15 protein-coding genes and 1 pseudogene are annotated in these 16,703 nt (G+C 72.3%); 11 read left to right on the forward strand and 5 right to left on the reverse strand.

Going from position 1 to position 16,703, the window contains the following annotated elements; genetic code table 11:
- The first annotated feature begins 74 nt into the window (after nt 1-74).
- The 6 genes and pseudogenes from GCU69_RS19255 (at nt 75) to GCU69_RS19275 (ending at nt 3,661) form a co-directional block, all read left to right on the forward strand.
- Nucleotides 75-332, forward strand: coding sequence for an acyl carrier protein (locus tag GCU69_RS19255; RefSeq protein ID WP_098753854.1), 258 nt, complete (start codon nt 75-77; stop codon nt 330-332).
- A 1-nt stretch (nt 333) separates the two neighbouring features.
- Nucleotides 334-771, forward strand: a pseudogene (locus GCU69_RS33885) (SRPBCC family protein); the annotation flags it as partial.
- The gene (locus GCU69_RS33890) at nt 763-1,851 is read left to right on the forward strand and encodes a methyltransferase (protein WP_408055822.1); all 1,089 of its coding nucleotides are present in this window, start codon (nt 763-765) and stop codon (nt 1,849-1,851) included. The pseudogene GCU69_RS33885 and the gene GCU69_RS33890, both read left to right, overlap by 9 nt.
- Nucleotides 1,852-2,260: 409 nt before the next feature.
- Nucleotides 2,261-2,998, forward strand: coding sequence for an SDR family NAD(P)-dependent oxidoreductase (locus GCU69_RS19265; RefSeq protein WP_098753852.1), 738 nt, complete (start codon nt 2,261-2,263; stop codon nt 2,996-2,998).
- A gap of 1 nt (nt 2,999) precedes the next feature.
- Nucleotides 3,000-3,344: an antibiotic biosynthesis monooxygenase family protein gene (locus GCU69_RS19270; RefSeq protein WP_156206719.1), complete on the forward strand. Its 345-nt coding sequence runs from the start codon at nt 3,000-3,002 to the stop codon at nt 3,342-3,344.
- Entirely contained in the window at nt 3,341-3,661 is a 321-nt protein-coding gene (locus GCU69_RS19275) for an antibiotic biosynthesis monooxygenase family protein (RefSeq protein ID WP_098753850.1), read from the forward strand. The genes GCU69_RS19270 and GCU69_RS19275 overlap by 4 nt, the downstream gene beginning before the upstream one ends.
- 88 nt (nt 3,662-3,749) lie before the next feature.
- Here GCU69_RS19275 and GCU69_RS19280 read toward each other — a convergent pair whose 3' ends face one another.
- Entirely contained in the window at nt 3,750-4,217 is a 468-nt protein-coding gene (locus GCU69_RS19280; protein WP_170315887.1) for a MarR family winged helix-turn-helix transcriptional regulator, read from the reverse strand.
- Nucleotides 4,218-4,778: 561 nt separating this feature from the next.
- Between GCU69_RS19280 and GCU69_RS19285 the strand changes: the two genes are divergently transcribed.
- The 3 genes from GCU69_RS19285 (at nt 4,779) to GCU69_RS19295 (ending at nt 8,869) form a co-directional block, all read left to right on the forward strand.
- Entirely contained in the window at nt 4,779-5,849 is a 1,071-nt protein-coding gene (locus GCU69_RS19285) for a DUF6081 family protein (RefSeq protein ID WP_098753848.1), read from the forward strand.
- A 459-nt stretch (nt 5,850-6,308) separates the two neighbouring features.
- Complete coding sequence (locus tag GCU69_RS19290) at nt 6,309-6,977, forward strand: lytic polysaccharide monooxygenase auxiliary activity family 9 protein (protein ID WP_098753847.1); 669 nt, start codon at nt 6,309-6,311, stop codon at nt 6,975-6,977.
- 452 nt (nt 6,978-7,429) lie between these two features.
- On the forward strand, nt 7,430-8,869 hold the full coding sequence (locus tag GCU69_RS19295) for an MFS transporter (protein ID WP_098753846.1): 1,440 nt from the start codon (nt 7,430-7,432) through the stop codon (nt 8,867-8,869).
- Nucleotides 8,870-9,147: 278 nt separating this feature from the next.
- Here the strand turns inward: GCU69_RS19295 and GCU69_RS19300 are convergent, their stop codons facing one another.
- Nucleotides 9,148-11,415, reverse strand: a complete 2,268-nt coding sequence (locus tag GCU69_RS19300) for a glycoside hydrolase family 9 protein (protein ID WP_176604609.1) — start codon at nt 11,413-11,415, stop codon at nt 9,148-9,150.
- A gap of 343 nt (nt 11,416-11,758) precedes the next feature.
- Here GCU69_RS19300 and mgrA point away from each other — a divergent pair, with 343 nt between their 5' ends.
- Nucleotides 11,759-12,751, forward strand: coding sequence for an L-glyceraldehyde 3-phosphate reductase (gene mgrA, locus GCU69_RS19305; RefSeq protein ID WP_156206722.1), 993 nt, complete (start codon nt 11,759-11,761; stop codon nt 12,749-12,751).
- A gap of 744 nt (nt 12,752-13,495) precedes the next feature.
- The gene (locus GCU69_RS19310; protein ID WP_328630006.1) at nt 13,496-13,861 is read left to right on the forward strand and encodes a hypothetical protein; all 366 of its coding nucleotides are present in this window, start codon (nt 13,496-13,498) and stop codon (nt 13,859-13,861) included.
- 145 nt (nt 13,862-14,006) lie between these two features.
- Here the strand turns inward: GCU69_RS19310 and GCU69_RS19315 are convergent, their stop codons facing one another.
- The 3 genes from GCU69_RS19315 to urtC all read right to left on the reverse strand — a co-directional run.
- Nucleotides 14,007-14,699 carry an ATP-binding cassette domain-containing protein gene (locus tag GCU69_RS19315; protein ID WP_156206726.1) on the reverse strand — a complete coding sequence of 231 codons (693 nt, stop codon included), beginning with the start codon at nt 14,697-14,699 and terminating at the stop codon, nt 14,007-14,009.
- Between the two features lie 23 nt (nt 14,700-14,722).
- Nucleotides 14,723-15,499: an urea ABC transporter ATP-binding protein UrtD gene (gene urtD, locus GCU69_RS19320; protein WP_156206727.1), complete on the reverse strand. Its 777-nt coding sequence runs from the start codon at nt 15,497-15,499 to the stop codon at nt 14,723-14,725.
- A 143-nt stretch (nt 15,500-15,642) separates the two neighbouring features.
- Nucleotides 15,643-16,703 (reverse strand): urea ABC transporter permease subunit UrtC (gene urtC / locus GCU69_RS19325; protein WP_156206724.1); only part of this gene is annotated, 1,061 nt, incomplete at its 5' end.

Raw genomic sequence — 16,703 nt, forward strand, 5'->3', positions numbered from 1 at the left:
CCGACCCCGCAGGCACGGCACGTATCCGGAACCACCGACTTCACCGGTCGTCACCGAACGCGAAAGGTAATCTGATGAGCGACTTCACCCTGGACGAACTGCGCGTGTTCCTGCGCGCCTGTGCGGGGGTCGACGAATCGGTCGACCTCGACGGGGACATAGCCCTCACCCCGTTCCACTCCCTCGGCTACGACTCGCTGGCCCTCATCGAGATCGTCTCCCGCATCCAGAGCCGCTACCAGGTCGAGCTGCCCGACGACCTGGCGCAGGCGGAGACCCCGCACGAGATGGTCTCCTCCGTCAACTCGCTCCTCCGGTCGAGGGCGGCCTGACATGGCGGCGAGCACCGACAACGCCGTCGTGATCCGCGCCCCGCTCCAGCTCGTCTGGGACATGACCAACGACATCGAGTCGTGGACCTGGCTCTACACCGAGTACGCCGCCGCGGAGATCCTGCACCGGGAGGGCGACACCGTCCGCTTCCGGCTGTCCATGCACCCGGACGCCGACGGCACGGTCTGGTCCTGGGTCTCCGAGCGCACCGCGGACCCGGAGACCCGTACCGTCCGGGCCCGCCGGGTGGAGCCGGGCCCCTTCGAGCACATGGACATCCGCTGGGAGTACACGGAGGTCGAGACCGGTACCCGGATGCGCTGGCGGCAGGACTTCGCGATGAAACCGACCGCCCCGCTCGACGACGCGGCCATGGCGCAGCGGATCAACACCAACTCGGCGATCCAGATGGCCCGGATCCAGGCGCTGGTGGAACAGGCGGCCGCGGACGCCGGCCAGGACCGGCCGGCCGCGCCGCCGGACGACGCGACCCAGCCGCCGGACCACGCCTCGCAGCCCCCGCAGGAGCAGGTGTTCACGCTGCTCGCCGGCAAGTGGACCGCGCAGGCGGTGTCCGCGCTCGCCCGGCTGGGCATCGCGGACCTGCTGGCGGACGGGCCGCGCACCCCGGAGGAACTGGCCGCGGCCACCGGAACGCACGCCCAGTCCCTGCACCGCGTGCTGCGCGCGGCCGCGCTGGTCCACGTGTTCACCGAGCGGCCCGACGGCACCTTCGCACTCACCCCGCAGGCGGAGACCCTGCGCACCGGAGTGCCGGGCAGCATGCGCGCCTTCGCCGCGCTGATCGGTGACGACGCCACCTGGCGGCCCTACGGGGACATCCTGGAAACCATCCGGACCGGCGAGCCCGCCTTCGACCGGGTCCACGGGGCGACCGTCTACGAGTACTTCGCACGGCACCCGGAGACCGGCGCCGTCTTCGACGAGGCGATGACGGCGCTCAGCGAGGAGTCCGCGGGCGCCTATCTGGGCTCGTACGACTTCGGGCGGTTCGCCCGGGTCGCCGACATCGGCGGCGGGCGCGGACAGATGCTCGCCGAGATCCTCCGGCTCAACCCCGGCGCCCGCGGCCTGCTCCTGGAACGGCCGGACGTCGTGGAGCAGGCACAGCCGCTGCTGCGCAAGCACGGCGTCGCCGACCGGGTCGAGGTGGTGGCCGGCGACTTCTTCACGGAGGTCCCGCCGGGCGCCGACGCGTACGTCCTCAAGACCGTGCTGCACAACTGGAACGACGCCGACGCCCTGCGGATCCTGCGCAACGTCCGGGCCGCGGTCGGCGACGACCGGGACGCGCGGCTGCTGGTCCTGGAGGACGTCATCCAGCCCCTCAACGCCTGGGACGTCGGCAAGCTCATCGACATCGACATGCTCGTCAACGTCGGCGGCCGCGGCCGCACCCGGGAGGACTGGGAGCGGCTCTTCACGGCCGCGGGCTTCACCCTCCGGCTGCCCGAGGGAGCCGCCGCGTGGAGCGTGCTCGAGGGCATTCCGGCGTAACCCGGCGGGCGGACGCGCCCGTGCCCGCGCCCCGCATGCCGTACCCGGTCGCTCCCGCGACCCGGACGCCCCCGAAAGGGACACCGAAGCCACCCGGAACCCGAGCCGAACCCGGCCCGAGCCGAACCCGGCCGAGCCGAACCCGGCCGAGCCGAACCCGGCCGAGCCGAACCCGGTCCGGACCGGACCCCGGCCCGGACCGGACCCGACGCCGAACGGGACCGCAGCGCCGAAGGGCCCCGGACGCCCCAACACCTCTGCACCGCGCGCCCGGACCGAACGCGGGGCCCAGCCGACCCGGGACCCCCGGACACCCGGACACCCGGTATCCCGTACACACCACGACTACACCGGACATTCCACACATCCCGAATATTCCGAACACCCCGAACGACCGGAGGAATCGCTCATGGATCTCGGACTCACCGGCAAGCGCGCCCTCGTCACCGGCGGCTCACGCGGCATCGGACGCGCCGCCGTCCTCGCGCTCGCCCGCGAGGGCGTACACGTCGTCGCCGGGCACCGGCAGCACAGTGAAGCCGCGGCCGGCCTGGAGCGCGATCTCAAGGCACTCGGCGGCAACCACCGTCTGGTGGCCGCCGACCTCTCCACCCCGGAGGGCGCCGCCGAACTGGTCGCCGCCGCGGGGGAGACCCTCGGTGGCATCGACATCATCGTCAACAACGCCGGCGCCATGAGCCAGGTGCCGTACGCCCAGCTCGAACAGGGCGAGTGGGACCGCCTGATCTTCACCAACCTGACGGCGGTCCACCTCATCGTCCAGCACGCCCTTCCGCTGCTGGGAGAGGGAGCGGCGATCGTCAACATCGGCTCCGGGCTGGCCATGGTCGGCATGCCCGGGCGGGCCCACTACACGGCGTCGAAGGCCGGACTGGTCGGCCTCTCCCGTTCGCTGGCCAAGGAGCTGGGCCGCAAGGGCGTACGGGTCAACGTGATCGCACCCGGCATCATCGAGACCGACCTGGCGGGGCACCTCGACCCCGCCGCCCGTGCCCGCTACGAGAGCCTCGCCGCCCTCGGCAGGCTCGGCCGGCCGGAGGACATCGCCAACGCGGTGCTGTTCTTCGCGGGGAGCCTGTCCGGGTTCGTCTCCGGCGCCACCCTGCCCGCGGACGGGGGCATCTGAGATGGCGGCCGAGCAGCCGGCGGCCCCCGTCTTCCGCGTCATCCTCACCCTGCGCGTCGCGCCGGGCAGGCAGCAGGAGTTCGAGGACACCTGGATCGGCGTGGGCCGGGCCGTGGCCGGGCACCCCGCCAACATCGCCCAGTGGCTGGTGCGTTCGCAGGAAAACCCCGACACCTACTACATCATCAGCGACTGGCCGGACGAGCAGTCCTTCCGCAGCTTCGAGAAGGAACCGGGACACTGGGAGCTGACCGGCAAGCTCCGCGAACTGCGCGTCTCGGGCGGCATGGACACCACCACCGTGCTCCACCACCTGCCCGGTCCCCGCGCCGGCGACGCCGCATGAGCGGGCCGGGCGGGGGGAGCACCCGGAGCGGACAGGTCCGCGTCAGTGTCCTCCTCGACGTCCCGGAGCAGGAGGCCGAGGAGCTGCGGCTGGCCTACAAGGGCATCAGCGCGGCGCTGGCCGGAACGGCGGGGCTGCTCGGCAACGAGCTGCTGCGGGACACCGCGGACCCGCGGGCGTGGACGGTCATGAGCGTGTGGCGGGACCTGCCGTCGTTCCGCGTCTGGGAGGACGGGCCGGATCACAGGGCACAGACCGCGCCGCTGCGCCGCTGGGTCCGGGGAGCCCGGGTGCAACGGGTGGAACTGTGCTACTGAGCGGCGCGGCCGGGCACGGGCTGCTGGAGAGCCGGCGTCGGGCGCCGTCCGTCCAGCAGCCCCGTCCGGAGCGGCTGCCCGCCGGGGCTCAGCGGGGCGAGCAGAGCCCGTCGGTCTCCAGCGAGTCGGTGGACCGGCACGCGGTCGCCCCGTGGTCGGTGCAGCGCTCCAGCAGTCCGCTCAGCAGGACCCGCTCCCGCGGGTGCAGCACGGAGAAGACCTCTTCGCTGATCTCCCGCTGGAGGCGTTCGATGTGCAGCAGCATGCCCCTGCCGCGCGGGGCGAGAACCACCCGCATCGCCCGCCGGTCCACCGGGTCGGGGAGCCGCTCCACCAGGCCCTCCGCGACCAGGTCGTCCACGATGAGGGTCGCGGTGCGGCCGGTCACACCGAGCCGGTCGGCCAGGGCCCCCATGCGCAGCGGTCCCTCGGAGATGAGGTTGATCACCCGCACCCGGTTGGGGGTGATCCCGTGTTCCGCGAACCGGCCGACGGCTCTCTGCGTGATCGTGTGCCAGGCATTGACGAGTGCTTCGCTGAGTTGAGCCGGTGTCACTTTTGCATCGGTCGAAGGCGTGGATTCCAACAGCGCATCCGAATGGACAGAGCTCATTGATCCCCCCGTAATCATTGCCATTTGCCTCATATGGCTGCATAAGCAAGCCAATTATCGCGACTCGATCGGACGTGTGAGCGATCCGGGCATGGCGGTTCACGTGAGGTATATCACACAGGGGGAGCGTGTCGTGGCTGGGAAAGGCCCGGACGACCGGTGTGCGGGCGAGGCCGAGGTGAGGGCCCGTCGGCCCGTCCACCGGCGCCGCAGGGTGGCGGACCTGCCGCCCCGCGTGCGTGGTTGGTGCGTCCAGCGAGGGGTGGACGGACTGCGCAACCTGCCTCGTACGGGCCTTCCGTGCCGTGCCGGGCGATGTGAGCAGCCGCCGTCAGCCCGTGTCCGTACCGGATCGCGTCGCCCCGGAGAACCCGGGGTCGGAACTCGCCACCGGCCCCGGGCGCTCGGCCGGCCCGGCCCTTCCCCGGCGGGCTCGTCCGCGGCCCGCCGCTCATTCCGCGCACCGGTCCCACCGGTCCCGCGCACCCTACGAGGAGACCGCCGATGAAGGCTCCGACCCTGCTCGTCACCGCGATACTCACCCTCGGCGCACTGGTGGCCCCGCCGGTCGCCGGCGAAGGCCGGGCGCACGCCACGGCCCCCGCGTCCGCCCCGTCCGTCCTCTGGTACGACGACTTCTCCGGCGGCTTCGACCACTCCGGGCCCGGAGCCCCGTGGCTGGTCCCCGGCTTCGAGGGGCTGCCCGAGGGCGACGGCCGGGCGACCACGTCCGAGCGGGGGCTCCGGGTGGTCGCCTCGGGTACCCACCCCCGGACCGGCCGGCCCGCCTTCGTGCACACGGTGCCCCAGGAGGACGACTCCGGGACGGGTGTGCCGGGCACCGCGGACCACGGCAAGTGGGCGGCTCTCGCCAATCACACGGCGTCCTCCGGCCATCTGGGCTTCGACGCCCCGGCCGGTACGGAACTGACCTGCGCCACCCGGATGTCCGGCCGCAGCCACGGCGTCCAGGGGCATCCCTTCGGCGATGCCGTCCACCGGCCCGGGGCGGATCCGCGGCTGGCCACCGCCGCGATGATCATGGTTGACCAGGAGACCGGCACCGCGTTCGACTTCCTGGTGACGGACACGGCCGTCCACGCCTACTACGAGCGCCTCCCCGTCCCCGGCAACGGCGCGTTCGCCTACGCCGTGCCCGTCGCGGCGGGATTCCCCGGGCAGACCCGTGACCTGGCGATCTCCTACGACAGAAGCGCCGGGGAGGTGCGGTGGCGGGTGAACGGCCGGACGGTGCTGCGGGTCGGCGGGATCGGGCAGCGTTCGCTGGACAGCCGCTTCAAGTCCGTCGACAACGGCGGCCCCGGCCAGGACGTCGCTCCCCGGCAACTGGCCTGTGGGCTCGGTCTGCTGACCCTCCTCGACGGGGCGGGAGCGGACGGGAAGGCGCTGGTCCGGCTGTCCAGTGCGCCCGATCACTATTTCGACGTGCGCCGCGGTGAGCCCGTGCCGCAGCGTTTCGTCGACGACGAGAGCCTGCCGGGCAGCAGGCTGTGGGGGCAGGGAGCCGAACTGCGGGCCGAGAAGTTGGAGGTCACGTCGCGGCCTGCGGGCTGAGGGGCGCGCGTCCACGGCTCCCGCCGTCCGTTTCCAGTCCCGTGTGCCGTGTGCCGTGTGCCGGTTCCCGGGTCCCCCAGTTTTTCCGGTCCCTTCCGGTCTTCTTCCGTCCTCTGCCTTCGTCCTCTGTCCTCCGTCCTCCTGCTGTCCCCCTTCCGCCCCTGGTGTCCCGATGCCGGTACGGGCGGGGATCGCCGCCTCGGGGAGGACCACGCGGCCCGTGCTGAGCCGGCGCACGGGCCGCACCCGCGCGTCCGGGCAACAAGCGGTCAACCTCCGTCAATTGCGGGGCGGATGCTTCTGATGTGACGCCGGGGAACAGCGGCCGGAACCTGCCTCTCCGAGGCAAGGGCAAGTGTTTCAACTTTGTGCCATCGGGTAAGGCCCTGCGTAACATGGGAGCGCTCCCATGGTCTCGCAGGTCCGGGAACCCCACAGCCGGAAAACGGAGAAGCCGCCATGCTTTGTCATGATCATGCTCAGAATCCGCGCTGGATCATGCGTGCGCTGGTGCTGCTGTCGGCAGCACTGCTCTGCCTGGTCCCCTGGGCCGAAACGGCCACCGCTCACGGATCGATCGTCAATCCGGGGGCCCGTGCCTACAGCTGCCACGAGCGCTGGGGCGACGACCACATGAACCCGGCCATGGAGCAGGAAGACCCCATGTGCTGGCAGGCGTGGCAGGACAACCCGAACGCGATGTGGAACTGGAACGGCCTCTACCGCAACGGTGTGGGCGGCAACTTCCAGTCCGCCGTCCCGAACGGCCAGCTGTGCAGCGGCGGCAACGCCGAGGGCGGCCGCTACCGCTCCATGGACGCCGTCGGTCCCTGGCACATGACGAACATCGGCAACAATTTCCGCATCGAGCTGTACGACCAGGCGAGCCACGGTGCGGACTTCTTCCAGGTCTACGTCACCAAGCAGGGCTTCAACCCGGCAACCCAGCAGCTCGGCTGGGGCAACCTGGATCTGGTGAAGACCACCGGTCGCTACGCGCCGGCCCAGAACATCTCGTTCGACGTCAGCGCGCCGGGCCGCAGCGGACGCCACATCGTCTACACGATCTGGCAGGCCTCGCACATGGACCAGTCGTACTACCTGTGCAGCGACGTGAACTTCGGCTGAGCCGCTGAGCCGGTGAGCCGCCGCACACGGCACCAGTTCTCACCACGGCACGGCTGAGCGGCTGAGCCGCCGCCCCACCGCCCCGCCGCACCCCGAACCACCGCTCCTCGGACCACCGCCCCGCCGCACCACCCCGGCAGCCCGGCCGTCGAGCCGCCGGCGCGCACGCACCGCCGCACGACCGCCCGGATCCGCACCCGGGCTCCACAGGCCCCGCCGGACATCCACCCGCCCGGCGGGGCCCGCTCGTTCCCGTTCGTTCCCGGCACGGCCGGCCCCGGCCCCGGGCACGTCCCCTCCCGGCGCGTACCGCGGCCGCCCGGGCCGACCGGGCCGTGCCGACCGGTCCGCCCGGGAGTCACACCGGACACCCCGGCCACACTCGCCTCCCGCGCCCCATCCCTCTCGTGAGTCATCCTCGACCGGATGACGAGCACACGAGAGGACCGCGAGTGACGCCCACGGCCCCCGGCGCGGCCGAGACCGGCCACCGACCCGACCCCAACCGCTGGAAGGCCCTCGGGGTCTGCCTGCTCGCCGGCTTCATCACGCTTCTCGACATCTCCATCGTGAACGTCGGCCTGCCGTCCATCCGGGAGGGGCTGGACGCCGGGGAGAGCGACATCCAGTGGATCCTGTCCGGCTACGCGTTGTCCTTCGGGCTGCTGCTGGTCCCGGCCGGGCGGATCGGTGACGCCCGCGGGCGGCGGAGGATGTTCATGACCGGGCTCGCCCTGTTCACCGTGGCCAGCGGGCTGTGCGGGGCCGCCCCGTCCGCCGGATGGCTGGTCCTGGCGCGGTTCTTCCAGGGCCTGGCCGGCGGAATCCTCACCCCTCAGGTGTCGGCGCTGATCCAGCAGATGTTCCGCGGCGCGGAACGCGGCCGTGCCTTCGGCTACTTCGGCACCGTCATCGGCCTGTCCACCGCCGTCGGCCCGGTGCTGGGCGGCGTCATCATCCACCTCTTCGGGCCCGAGCACGGCTGGCGGTGGATCTTCTTCGTCAATCTGCCGGTCTGCCTGACCGCCCTGGTCCTCGCCCGGCTGCTGCTCCCCGGGCCGGACCGCGAGTCCCGGCCCTGCCTGCGCGACCTGGACCCGCTGGGCACGGTGCTGCTGGGCACCGGGGTCGCCCTGCTCCTGCTGCCGCTCGTCGAGGCCCAGCAGTGGAAGGGGCCGCAGAAGTGGCTGCTTCTTCCCGCGGCGCTGCTCGTCCTCGCCCTCTTCGTGACGTGGGAGGCCCGGCACGCGCGCCGGGCGCAGCCGGTCGTCGACCTGACGCTGTTCCGCGAGGCCTCGTACACGTTCGGGTCCGTCATCATGCTCGTCTACTTCGCCGGTTTCACCTCGATCTTCTTCATCTTCACCCTCTACCTCCAGTCGGGCCTCGGCTACAGCGCGCTGCTGGCCGGGCTCGCCATCACCCCGTTCGCCCTCGGGTCGGCGATCGCGGCGGGCTTCAGCGGACGCTTCGTGCACCGCTACGGGCGCGGGCTCGTCGTCGCCGGGCTCGTCGCCGTCGGGGTGGGGCTGACGGGCGTGATCGCCGCCGTGTACGCGGTCCCGGGGCGGCACGCCGGGTGGGCGATGGCCCTGCCGCTGCTGCTCGCCGGGCTCGGCGGCGGTTCGGTCATCGCCCCCAACCAGACGCTGACCCTGGCCGTCGTACCGCCCCGGCAGGGCGGCAGCGCCGGGGGAGTCCTGCAGACCGGGCAGCGCATCGGCTCCGCGGCGGGCATCGCCGTCGTCGGCAGCTTCTTCTTCTCGCGGCTCACCGCGGGCGGCGGCAACTGGGCGGCGGCTTTCCGCCAGAGTCTCTGGGTGTCCGTCGGGTTCGTCGCCCTGGCCCTGGCCGTCGCGGTGGCGGACCTGCGGGCACGGCGCGCCCACTGAGCCGGTCAGCGCCGGGTCACGGGACCGCGCACGCGGCCGGCGGAAGGGGCGCCTGTGGCGGACACCTGTGGCGGGCACCTGTGGCGAACCGGCACCCGCGCTCCCGGCCGGGACCCGCGGCGGCCGGGCCGGACGCACATCCCGGACCCGGCGCGCACAGCGGCGGGGCCCCGGTGCCTGTCGCACCGGGGCCCCGCCCTGGAGTGGTGTCACCGGCGGCCGGTCATCCGGCCGCCGCCGTACGGGCCCGGGAGGCGCGGGGCCTCCCGGGGCCGCGGTCAGCTGTTGCCGTGACCGTCGTCGTGGCTGGTCGCGGCGCCGAGGTCGTCGAGGTACGAGGCGACCCAGGCCAGCGGAGCGTTCCAGTTGATGGTGATCTCGTTCGTCGCCCAGGACTCGATGTCGTCGATGTAGCACATCGCCGGCGCGCAGCCCTGGAGCTTGTCCTGGGCCACCGGGTCCTCGATGCCGACGTTCGGGCCGCCCGCGACCGAGCCGGGAGCCGGGTTCGGCAGCGACGGGTCGAGCTGGTTGGCCCAGAACCGGTGGTGCTGGTTCTTGGAGTCCCGCTCGCCGTAGCCCGTGACGTACGACTGGTTGAGCGGGTTGCGGCCGAGGATGTAGTCCATGCCGCGCAGCACGGCGTCGCTGTAGGTGGCGTCACCGGTCAGGTCGTGGGCCGTGGCGAGCACGACCATGTTGTTCAGGACCTGGCTGTTCGAGCCCCAGACGTAGTTGTTGTCCTCCGGGGCGTACGGCACGCCGTACAGCGAGTCGTCGGATGCCTGGGCGTAGCTGTCGGCCGCCGCGGTGACCATGGAGCGGACGTCGGCCAGCTCGGCGTCGGTCAGCTCGCTCGGCACGGTGGCCAGGCTCAGGGCGCCCAGGGCCGCGGTGGACCCCCAGTTGAAGCCGTTGGCCGGGAAGACGGCCTCGGCGTCACCGTGCAGCTCGGAGCCGAGGACCTCCTGGCGGTAGCTGTCGTCGCCGGTGGTGATGAACAGCTCGGCCGCGGCCCAGTAGAACTCGTCGGTGACGACCTCGTCGGGGTACGCCCCGCCGCCGGTGCCGTCGTTCGGGTCGGCGAGCACGTCCGGGTTGGCCTTGGCGGCGGCCCAGGCCGTCTCGGCCGTCTCCAGGCAGCGTGCCGCGAAGTCCGCGTCGTACTCCTCGAACAGACGCGCGCACTGGGCGCCTGCCGCGGCCACGTTGAGGGTCGCCGCGGTTGTCGGCGGGTGCAGCTCACGCGGCTGCGGGTCCTCGCTGGGCAGCAGCGGCAGACCGGTCCACGCCTTGTCGTGGATCTTGTGGTGGACCATGCCGGCGAGTTCCTCGCCCTCCGGCACCTGCATCTTCATCAGGAAGTCCATCTGCCAGCGGGCCTCGTCGAGGATGTCCGGCACGTCGTTGCCCTGCTCGGGCACGCGCAGCTTGCCGTCGCCGAGGGCCTCGCCGTCGGCGCCCTCGGTGGTGAGGGTGCGCTCGAAGTTGGACATCACCTGGGCGGCGGAGATGCCGCCGTTGACGACGTACTTGCCGTGGTCACCGGCGTCGTACCAGCCGCCGGAGACATCGAGGGTGTAGTCGCAGACACCCTCCTGGCAGGGCACCTCGGTGTCGCCCTGGTTGGGCTCCACGCCGACGTGGCCGGCCGCGCGGGCGTACTCCTCGCCGACGATGGAACCGTCGATCTCGATGCCGCTGCGGTTGTGGTAGAAGTACGCGAGCGCGTCGGTGCGCAGCGACGAGTAGAGGTCGCCGCCGATGGCGAACGGCTCGCTGACCTCCTCGCCGATGGTGACGGTGTAGCCCTCACCGGGCTCGGTGACCCCGCTGAAGTCGAACGTGTGGACGTTCTGCTCGGACGTCGGGTCGACGCCGCCGGGCTCGGTGCTGCCGCTCGCGACCTCGGTGCCCTCGCCGTTCTTCAGCGACCAGTCCTGCGGGTCGGTGGCCTCGGTGACGAAGGTGCCGCTCTTGGGCCCGTCCGTCGCGTAGCCGACCTGGTTGACCCGGACCGGGGAGCCGGTGTCGGGCTCGTAGACGGGCGGCTCGGCGCCACCGGTCAGCGACACGTCGTCGACGCAGAAGGTGTACGCCTCCTCGCTGCCGCCGACCTGGAAGGCGAGCTGTGCCGCCTCGTGGTCGTCGGCGGCGGTGAAGACGTGCTCGACGGGCTCGCCGGCGTCGCTGATCTGGTCGGCGGAGGACAGCTCCGCGGTGTACGGGTCCTCGGCCATCTGCACGTTGGTGCGGATGGTGACCGGGACCGTGGACGTCGCGGTGTAGCGGAGCGTGTAGCTCTCGCCGGCGGTCAGCGGGAGGTCGTTCTGGCCGATGATGGCGTCCCACGGGTTGGCCGTGCCGGCCGGGATCTCGGCGCACAGGCGCCCGTCCACGACCTCACCCGGATTGCCCTCGGTCCACCACCAGCCGGTGGTCGTGCCGTCGGCGAAGTCGCCGTTCGTGATGAGTTCCGGGGCCTCGGCCTCGGCGCCGATGGCCGGTGCGGCGATGAAGCCGCCGACCAGGCCGGCCACGGCCACGGCCGCGAGTACGGCGTTTCTGCCCCGGCGCGGGCGACCACGCTGGAGGGGTTCTTGGGGCGGATGGTGGTTCACGGCTCGGGTTCCTTCCGCGGGAGAGGTGGGGGCAAGAAGTAATGGGAGCGCTCCCACGGCATCGTGGTGGTCATGAGATGCCGCGTCAAGACGTTGGCCGGATCCAACTCACCGAAATGCGGGGACGGATGAGGCCGGCACCGCTCCCGGCCGGTCCCGCCCGTGAGGTGCCGAGACCCCGCCGGAAGCCCCGCCCGGAGCCGCGGGGGCCGCCCGAGGGGCGGGTTAGTGTGGCGTCGCAAGCACCGCACCCGTCCCGAGGAGCACCGTGAACCCGCACGTCGCCGCGGATACGCGCTACGACACCATGCCCTACCGCCGCACCGGCCGCAGCGGCCTCAAGCTGCCCGCGGTGTCCCTGGGGCTGTGGCACAACTTCGGCCACGAGAAGCCCCTGGAGGTCCAGCAGGCCGTACTGCGCCGCGCCTTCGATCTCGGGGTGACCCATTTCGACCTGGCCAACAACTACGGCCCGCCGCCCGGCGCCGCCGAGGAGAACTTCGGCCGGCTCTTCGCCCGTGACTTCCGCCCGTACCGGGACGAGATCGTGATCTCCTCCAAGGCCGGCTATCTGATGTGGCCCGGTCCGTACGGCGAGTGGGGGTCCCGGAAGAACCTCCTGGCCAGCCTGGACCAGAGCCTGGACCGGATGGGCCTGGAGTATGTCGACATCTTCTACTCGCACCGCCCCGACCCGGACACCCCGCTCGAGGAGACGATGGGGGCGCTGCACTCGGCGGTCCAGCAGGGCAAGGCGCTCTACGTCGGCATCTCCAACTACTCCCCGGAGCAGACGCGGGAGGCCGCCCGGATCCTGGCGGGGCTGGGCACGCCGCTGCTCATCCACCAGCCGTCGTACTCCCTGTTCAACCGCTGGGTCGAGGACGGGCTGCTGGACGCGCTGGACGAGGTGGGCGCGGGCTCGATCGCGTTCTCGCCGCTGGCGCAGGGGCTGCTGACGGACCGCTATCTCAACGGCATTCCGGAGGGCTCGCGGGCGGCCGGTTCGAGCCCGTTCCTGACCGCCGAGGGCATCACCGAGGAAACCCTCGCCAAGGTGCGGGCGCTCAACGACATCGCGCGGCGGCGCGGCCAGAGCCTGGCGCAGATGGCCATCGCCTGGATCCTGCGCGGCGGCCGGGTCACCTCGGCGCTGGTGGGGGCCAGCAGCGTCCGGCAGCTGGAGGACAACGTGGCGGCTGCCGCCCGGCTGGAGTTCGACGCCGGTGAACTGGCCGAGATCGAGCGGTACGCGCGCTAGCAGGCGGGCGCGGCGGGTTGCGCACACGGCAGCGGCCCGCGGGCGGCAGTGATCGGTGGTTGGCAGTCGGCGGTCGGCGGGCGCGGACGAGGTGCGCGGTACGCGGTATGCGGCACGAGTGCCGGGCGGTGTGCGTGAGCCGCGTGCGTGTGAGTCGCGCGCGTGTGAGTGGTGGGCGCGGTGAGCCGCACGCGCCGGGGAAGGGTGGCGGGGCGGCCGGAGGACGGCCGCCCTGCCGCCCTTCGCCGCTGTCCTTTGCGACCGCCCTTCGCCGCCGTCCTGCCCCGGCTGCCCTCCGTCGCCGGCCGCCCGCCGTACCCGGGTCCGCCCGGCGGAGTCCGGTGGGTTCCGGCGCGGATTCTTCACACCGGCTTCACTCGGTGGTCGCGAAAAGCGGAATCGGCTGAGCCGAATGGGTTTTCGTGCCGGAGGAGTGCAACCCTTCGCGCCGTACACGTGTCTAGTCCAGTGTTCGGTGCAATTCTGCGGAGCGCATTACCGAAATGGCTGTACGGGAACAGCCGGATGCCTGTCCGCGGATATCCCGCGCTTCGGCGCGGCAACAGGAGAAGGGTTCACATGCGTTACACCAAGCGTGCTCTCGTGGGGCTGACCTGCGCCTTCGCTATGATTCCGGCCGGTGTCGCGGTTGCCGGAAGCGGCCCCGCCCCCAAGCCGTCGGAGCGGGCGAATTCCCAGGCCAAGTCCACGGCGCCGTCTGCGGCCGGAAACCCGGCCAGTAAAATGGCGCAGACGGCGGGCGTCTGCGACGACGCCTATCAAATCGGCAAGACCGCCTACATTAAGCGCGGTACCGCGACGGTCGCGTCCGTCAAGCAGTTCTACTCGCCCGAGTGCGGTGAGAACTACGGATACCTCTGGGTCTGGGATTCCTTCCGGGACACCGCCGGCGACTACGACGTCAAGGTGGGGATCTACAGCTATTCGCAGGACGAGATCCTCGGCGAGCGTTCCTGGACGAACAGCACCCAGCAGGAGTTCTGGTCCGACCCCACCGCCACGGTCACGGAGTGCACGGCGGCCGTCGGCGCCGTACGCAAGGCCGGCGACCCGCTCTTCAACCAGGCGGCGAGCGACAAGCGCTGCTGACCCGGCCCGCCGCCCCGCGGGCGGCACCGTGACGGCCCCGTGGCAGACCGGCGAACCTGGACATCGCCGGACCCCGCGGGGCCGCCGCGCGTACGGGTGCACGGGATGCGTCCGACGGCGGCGGGCCCGGACCGCGGTGCCCCCGTCACACGCTCAGTGCCGCCCGTACGTCCCGCTGAGCCGCCTCACCGCCCGTCCCGCCGGAGGTGACGCGGCCGGACTCCAGGACGTGGTAGCGCTCGGCGGCCCGCAGGGCGAAGCCCACGTGCTGTTCCACGAGGAGCACGGACAGCCCGCCCCCGGCCGTCAGCGTGAGAATCGTGTCCTCGATCTCGGCGACGACCGAGGGCTGAATGCCCTCGGTGGGCTCGTCGAGCAGCAGCAGCCGCGGCTCGGTGACCAGGGCGCGGGCGATGGCGAGCTGCTGCCGCTGGCCGCCGGACAACAGCCCCGCCCGGCGCGCCAGCAGCGGGCGCAGCGCCGGGAAGAGGTCCAGGGCCGCGTCGGTCGCGGCCCGCCCGCCACGGCGGCCGTCGGCGACCAGCCGGAGATTCTCCGCGGCCGTCAGCTGCGGGAAGCACTGCTGGCCCTGCGGCACATGGGCCATGCCGCGGGCCACCCGCTGGTGCGGGGCGAGCCGGGTGATGTCCTCGCCGTCCAGCAGGACCCGGCCCTCGCGGGGGGCGAGCAGTCCCGCGGCGACACGCAGCAGGGTGCTCTTGCCGGCCCCGTTGTGTCCCAGCAGCGCGGTGACGCCGTTCACCGGGACGGCGACGGACACCCCGTGCAGCACCGGGATGCGGTCGTAACCCGCGTGGACCTGCCGGAGCTCCAGCAGGAATGCGGCGGACGCGTCCACGGTCAGCCCTCCTTCGCCATGGCCGCCGACTCGGCGGCCGGGTCGGTTCCCGGTTCGGGCGCGTGGCCCAGATAGACCTCCTGCACCTTCGGGTCGGCCTGGACCTCGGCGACGGTCCCCTCGCTGAGGACCCGGCCGCCGTGCAGCACGCTGACCGAGCGGGCGTAGGACCGCATGAACTGCATGTCGTGCTCGATGACGACGACGGTGCGTTCCCCGGCGACCGATTCGAGCAGCCGGCCCGTCGCGTCGCGTTCCTCGTGGCTCATGCCCGCCACGGGCTCGTCGAGCAGCAGCAGCCGCGCGTCCTGCACCAGCAGCATGCCGATCTCCAGCCACTGCTTCTGCCCGTGCGCCAGCACTCCGGCGGGACGGTCCCGCAGCTCCGTGAGCCCCGTCTGCTCCAGCGCGCGTGCGACACCTCCGGGTACGGACCGGCGGCGGCGCAGCAGCGTCAGCGGGCCGCGTCCGGCGCCCGCCGCGATGTCCAGGTTCTGCAGCACCGTCAGTTCCTCGAACACCGTGGCGGTCTGGAAGGTGCGGCCGATGCCCGCCCGGGCGATGCGGTGCACGCTGCTGCCGAGCAGTTCCCGGTCACCGGCGCGGACGGATCCCGTCGCGCGGGCGAGGCCGGTGACGGCGTCGACGAGGGTCGTCTTCCCGGCGCCGTTCGGCCCGATCATGAACCGGATGTCGCCGGGTGCCACGTCCAGGTCGACGCCGTCGACCGCGGTGAATCCGTCGAAGGAGACCCGGAGCCCGCGGATCCGGAGCGGCAGGGCCGCCCCGCCGCCGGTAGTGCGGTCGGGGCCGGACACGCCGCTCGTGCTGTGGGCGCTGTCGGTGCTGTGGGCGCTGTCCGGGCCGGCCGCCGTGGCCTTGCCGTTCGCGCCGTTCGCACCGTGTGTGCCGTTCACGCTGTTCACGGGGTCACCTCCAGTCGGGGTGCGGACGCCGGCGCGGCAGCCGGTGGTCCCTCGGGCGGGCCGGGCGCGTCGGGTGCCCGCGGCGTACGGGACCGGCGCCGCCGCAGCGTGCCCGCCAGGGACGCCAGGCCGCCCGGCAGGAAGCCGATCACCAGGACGAACATCAGCCCCTGCGCGTACGTCCAGGCCGCAGGGAACTCCTCCGACAGCGCCGTCTGGGCCCATGCCACCGCGATCGCGCCGAGCACCGACCCGACGAGCGAGGCCCGGCCGCCGAGCGCGGCGCCGATGACGAACTGGATCGACGGCACGATGCCGATCAGCGCCGGCGAGATGATGCCGACCGCGGGCACGAACAGGGCGCCCGCCAGGCCCGCCATGCCGGCCGCGGTGACATAGGCGACGAGCTTCACCGTCGCAGGGTCGTAGCCGAGGAAGCGCACCCGCTCCTCCGAGTCCCGTACGGCGACCAGCAGTTCTCCGTAGCGGCTGCGGATGAGCTGCCGGGCCAGGGCCATGAGCAGCAGCAGGACACCGGCGATCAGGAAGTACACCGTCCGCTGGTTGACCGGGTCGTCGAGGTCGTAGCCGAAGAAGCCCCGGATGTCGGTGAGGCCGTTCGTGCCGCCGGTGGTGCCCTGCTGGCCGACGAGCAGGATCACCATGGCGACGGCGAGGGCCTGGCTGAGGATCGCGAAGTACGCGCCGCGCACCCGGCGGCGGAAGATGAGGAAGCCCAGCAGCGCGGCCACCGCCATCGGCAGCAGCACGGTCGCGGCCAGCGCGAACACCGGGTTCTCGAACGGCTTCCACCACCAGGGGAGCGTGCCGGTACCGCCGTACAACTGCATGAAGTCGGGCAGCTGCCCGGGTCCGGCGTCGGCGAGTTTGAGGTGCATCGCCATCGCGTAGCCGCCGAGGCCGAAGAAGACGCCCTGGCCGAGGGTGAGCAGCCCGCCCCGGCCCCAGGCCAGGCAGATGCCCACGGCCACGATCGCGTAGCAGAGGTACTTGGCGAGCAGGGACAGCCGGAAGTCGGTGAGGGCGAGCGGGGCGA

The sequence above is a fragment of the Streptomyces lycii genome (assembly GCF_009735685.1).
In the GTDB taxonomy this organism is placed as follows: Bacteria; Actinomycetota; Actinomycetes; order Streptomycetales; family Streptomycetaceae; genus Streptomyces; species Streptomyces lycii.

What these genes read in the sequence shown, in the direction of transcription:
- GCU69_RS19255 (WP_098753854.1), top strand. Translation starts at nt 75, where the DNA reads ATGAGCGACTTCACCCTGGACGAACTGCGCGTGTTCCTGCGCGCCTGT.
- GCU69_RS19265 (WP_098753852.1), top strand. Translation starts at nt 2,261, where the DNA reads ATGGATCTCGGACTCACCGGCAAGCGCGCCCTCGTCACCGGCGGCTCA.
- GCU69_RS19270 (WP_156206719.1), top strand. Translation starts at nt 3,000, where the DNA reads ATGGCGGCCGAGCAGCCGGCGGCCCCCGTCTTCCGCGTCATCCTCACC.
- GCU69_RS19275 (WP_098753850.1), top strand. Translation starts at nt 3,341, where the DNA reads ATGAGCGGGCCGGGCGGGGGGAGCACCCGGAGCGGACAGGTCCGCGTC.
- GCU69_RS19285 (WP_098753848.1), top strand. Translation starts at nt 4,779, where the DNA reads ATGAAGGCTCCGACCCTGCTCGTCACCGCGATACTCACCCTCGGCGCA.
- GCU69_RS19290 (WP_098753847.1), top strand. Translation starts at nt 6,309, where the DNA reads ATGCTTTGTCATGATCATGCTCAGAATCCGCGCTGGATCATGCGTGCG.
- GCU69_RS19310 (WP_328630006.1), top strand. Translation starts at nt 13,496, where the DNA reads ATGGCGCAGACGGCGGGCGTCTGCGACGACGCCTATCAAATCGGCAAG.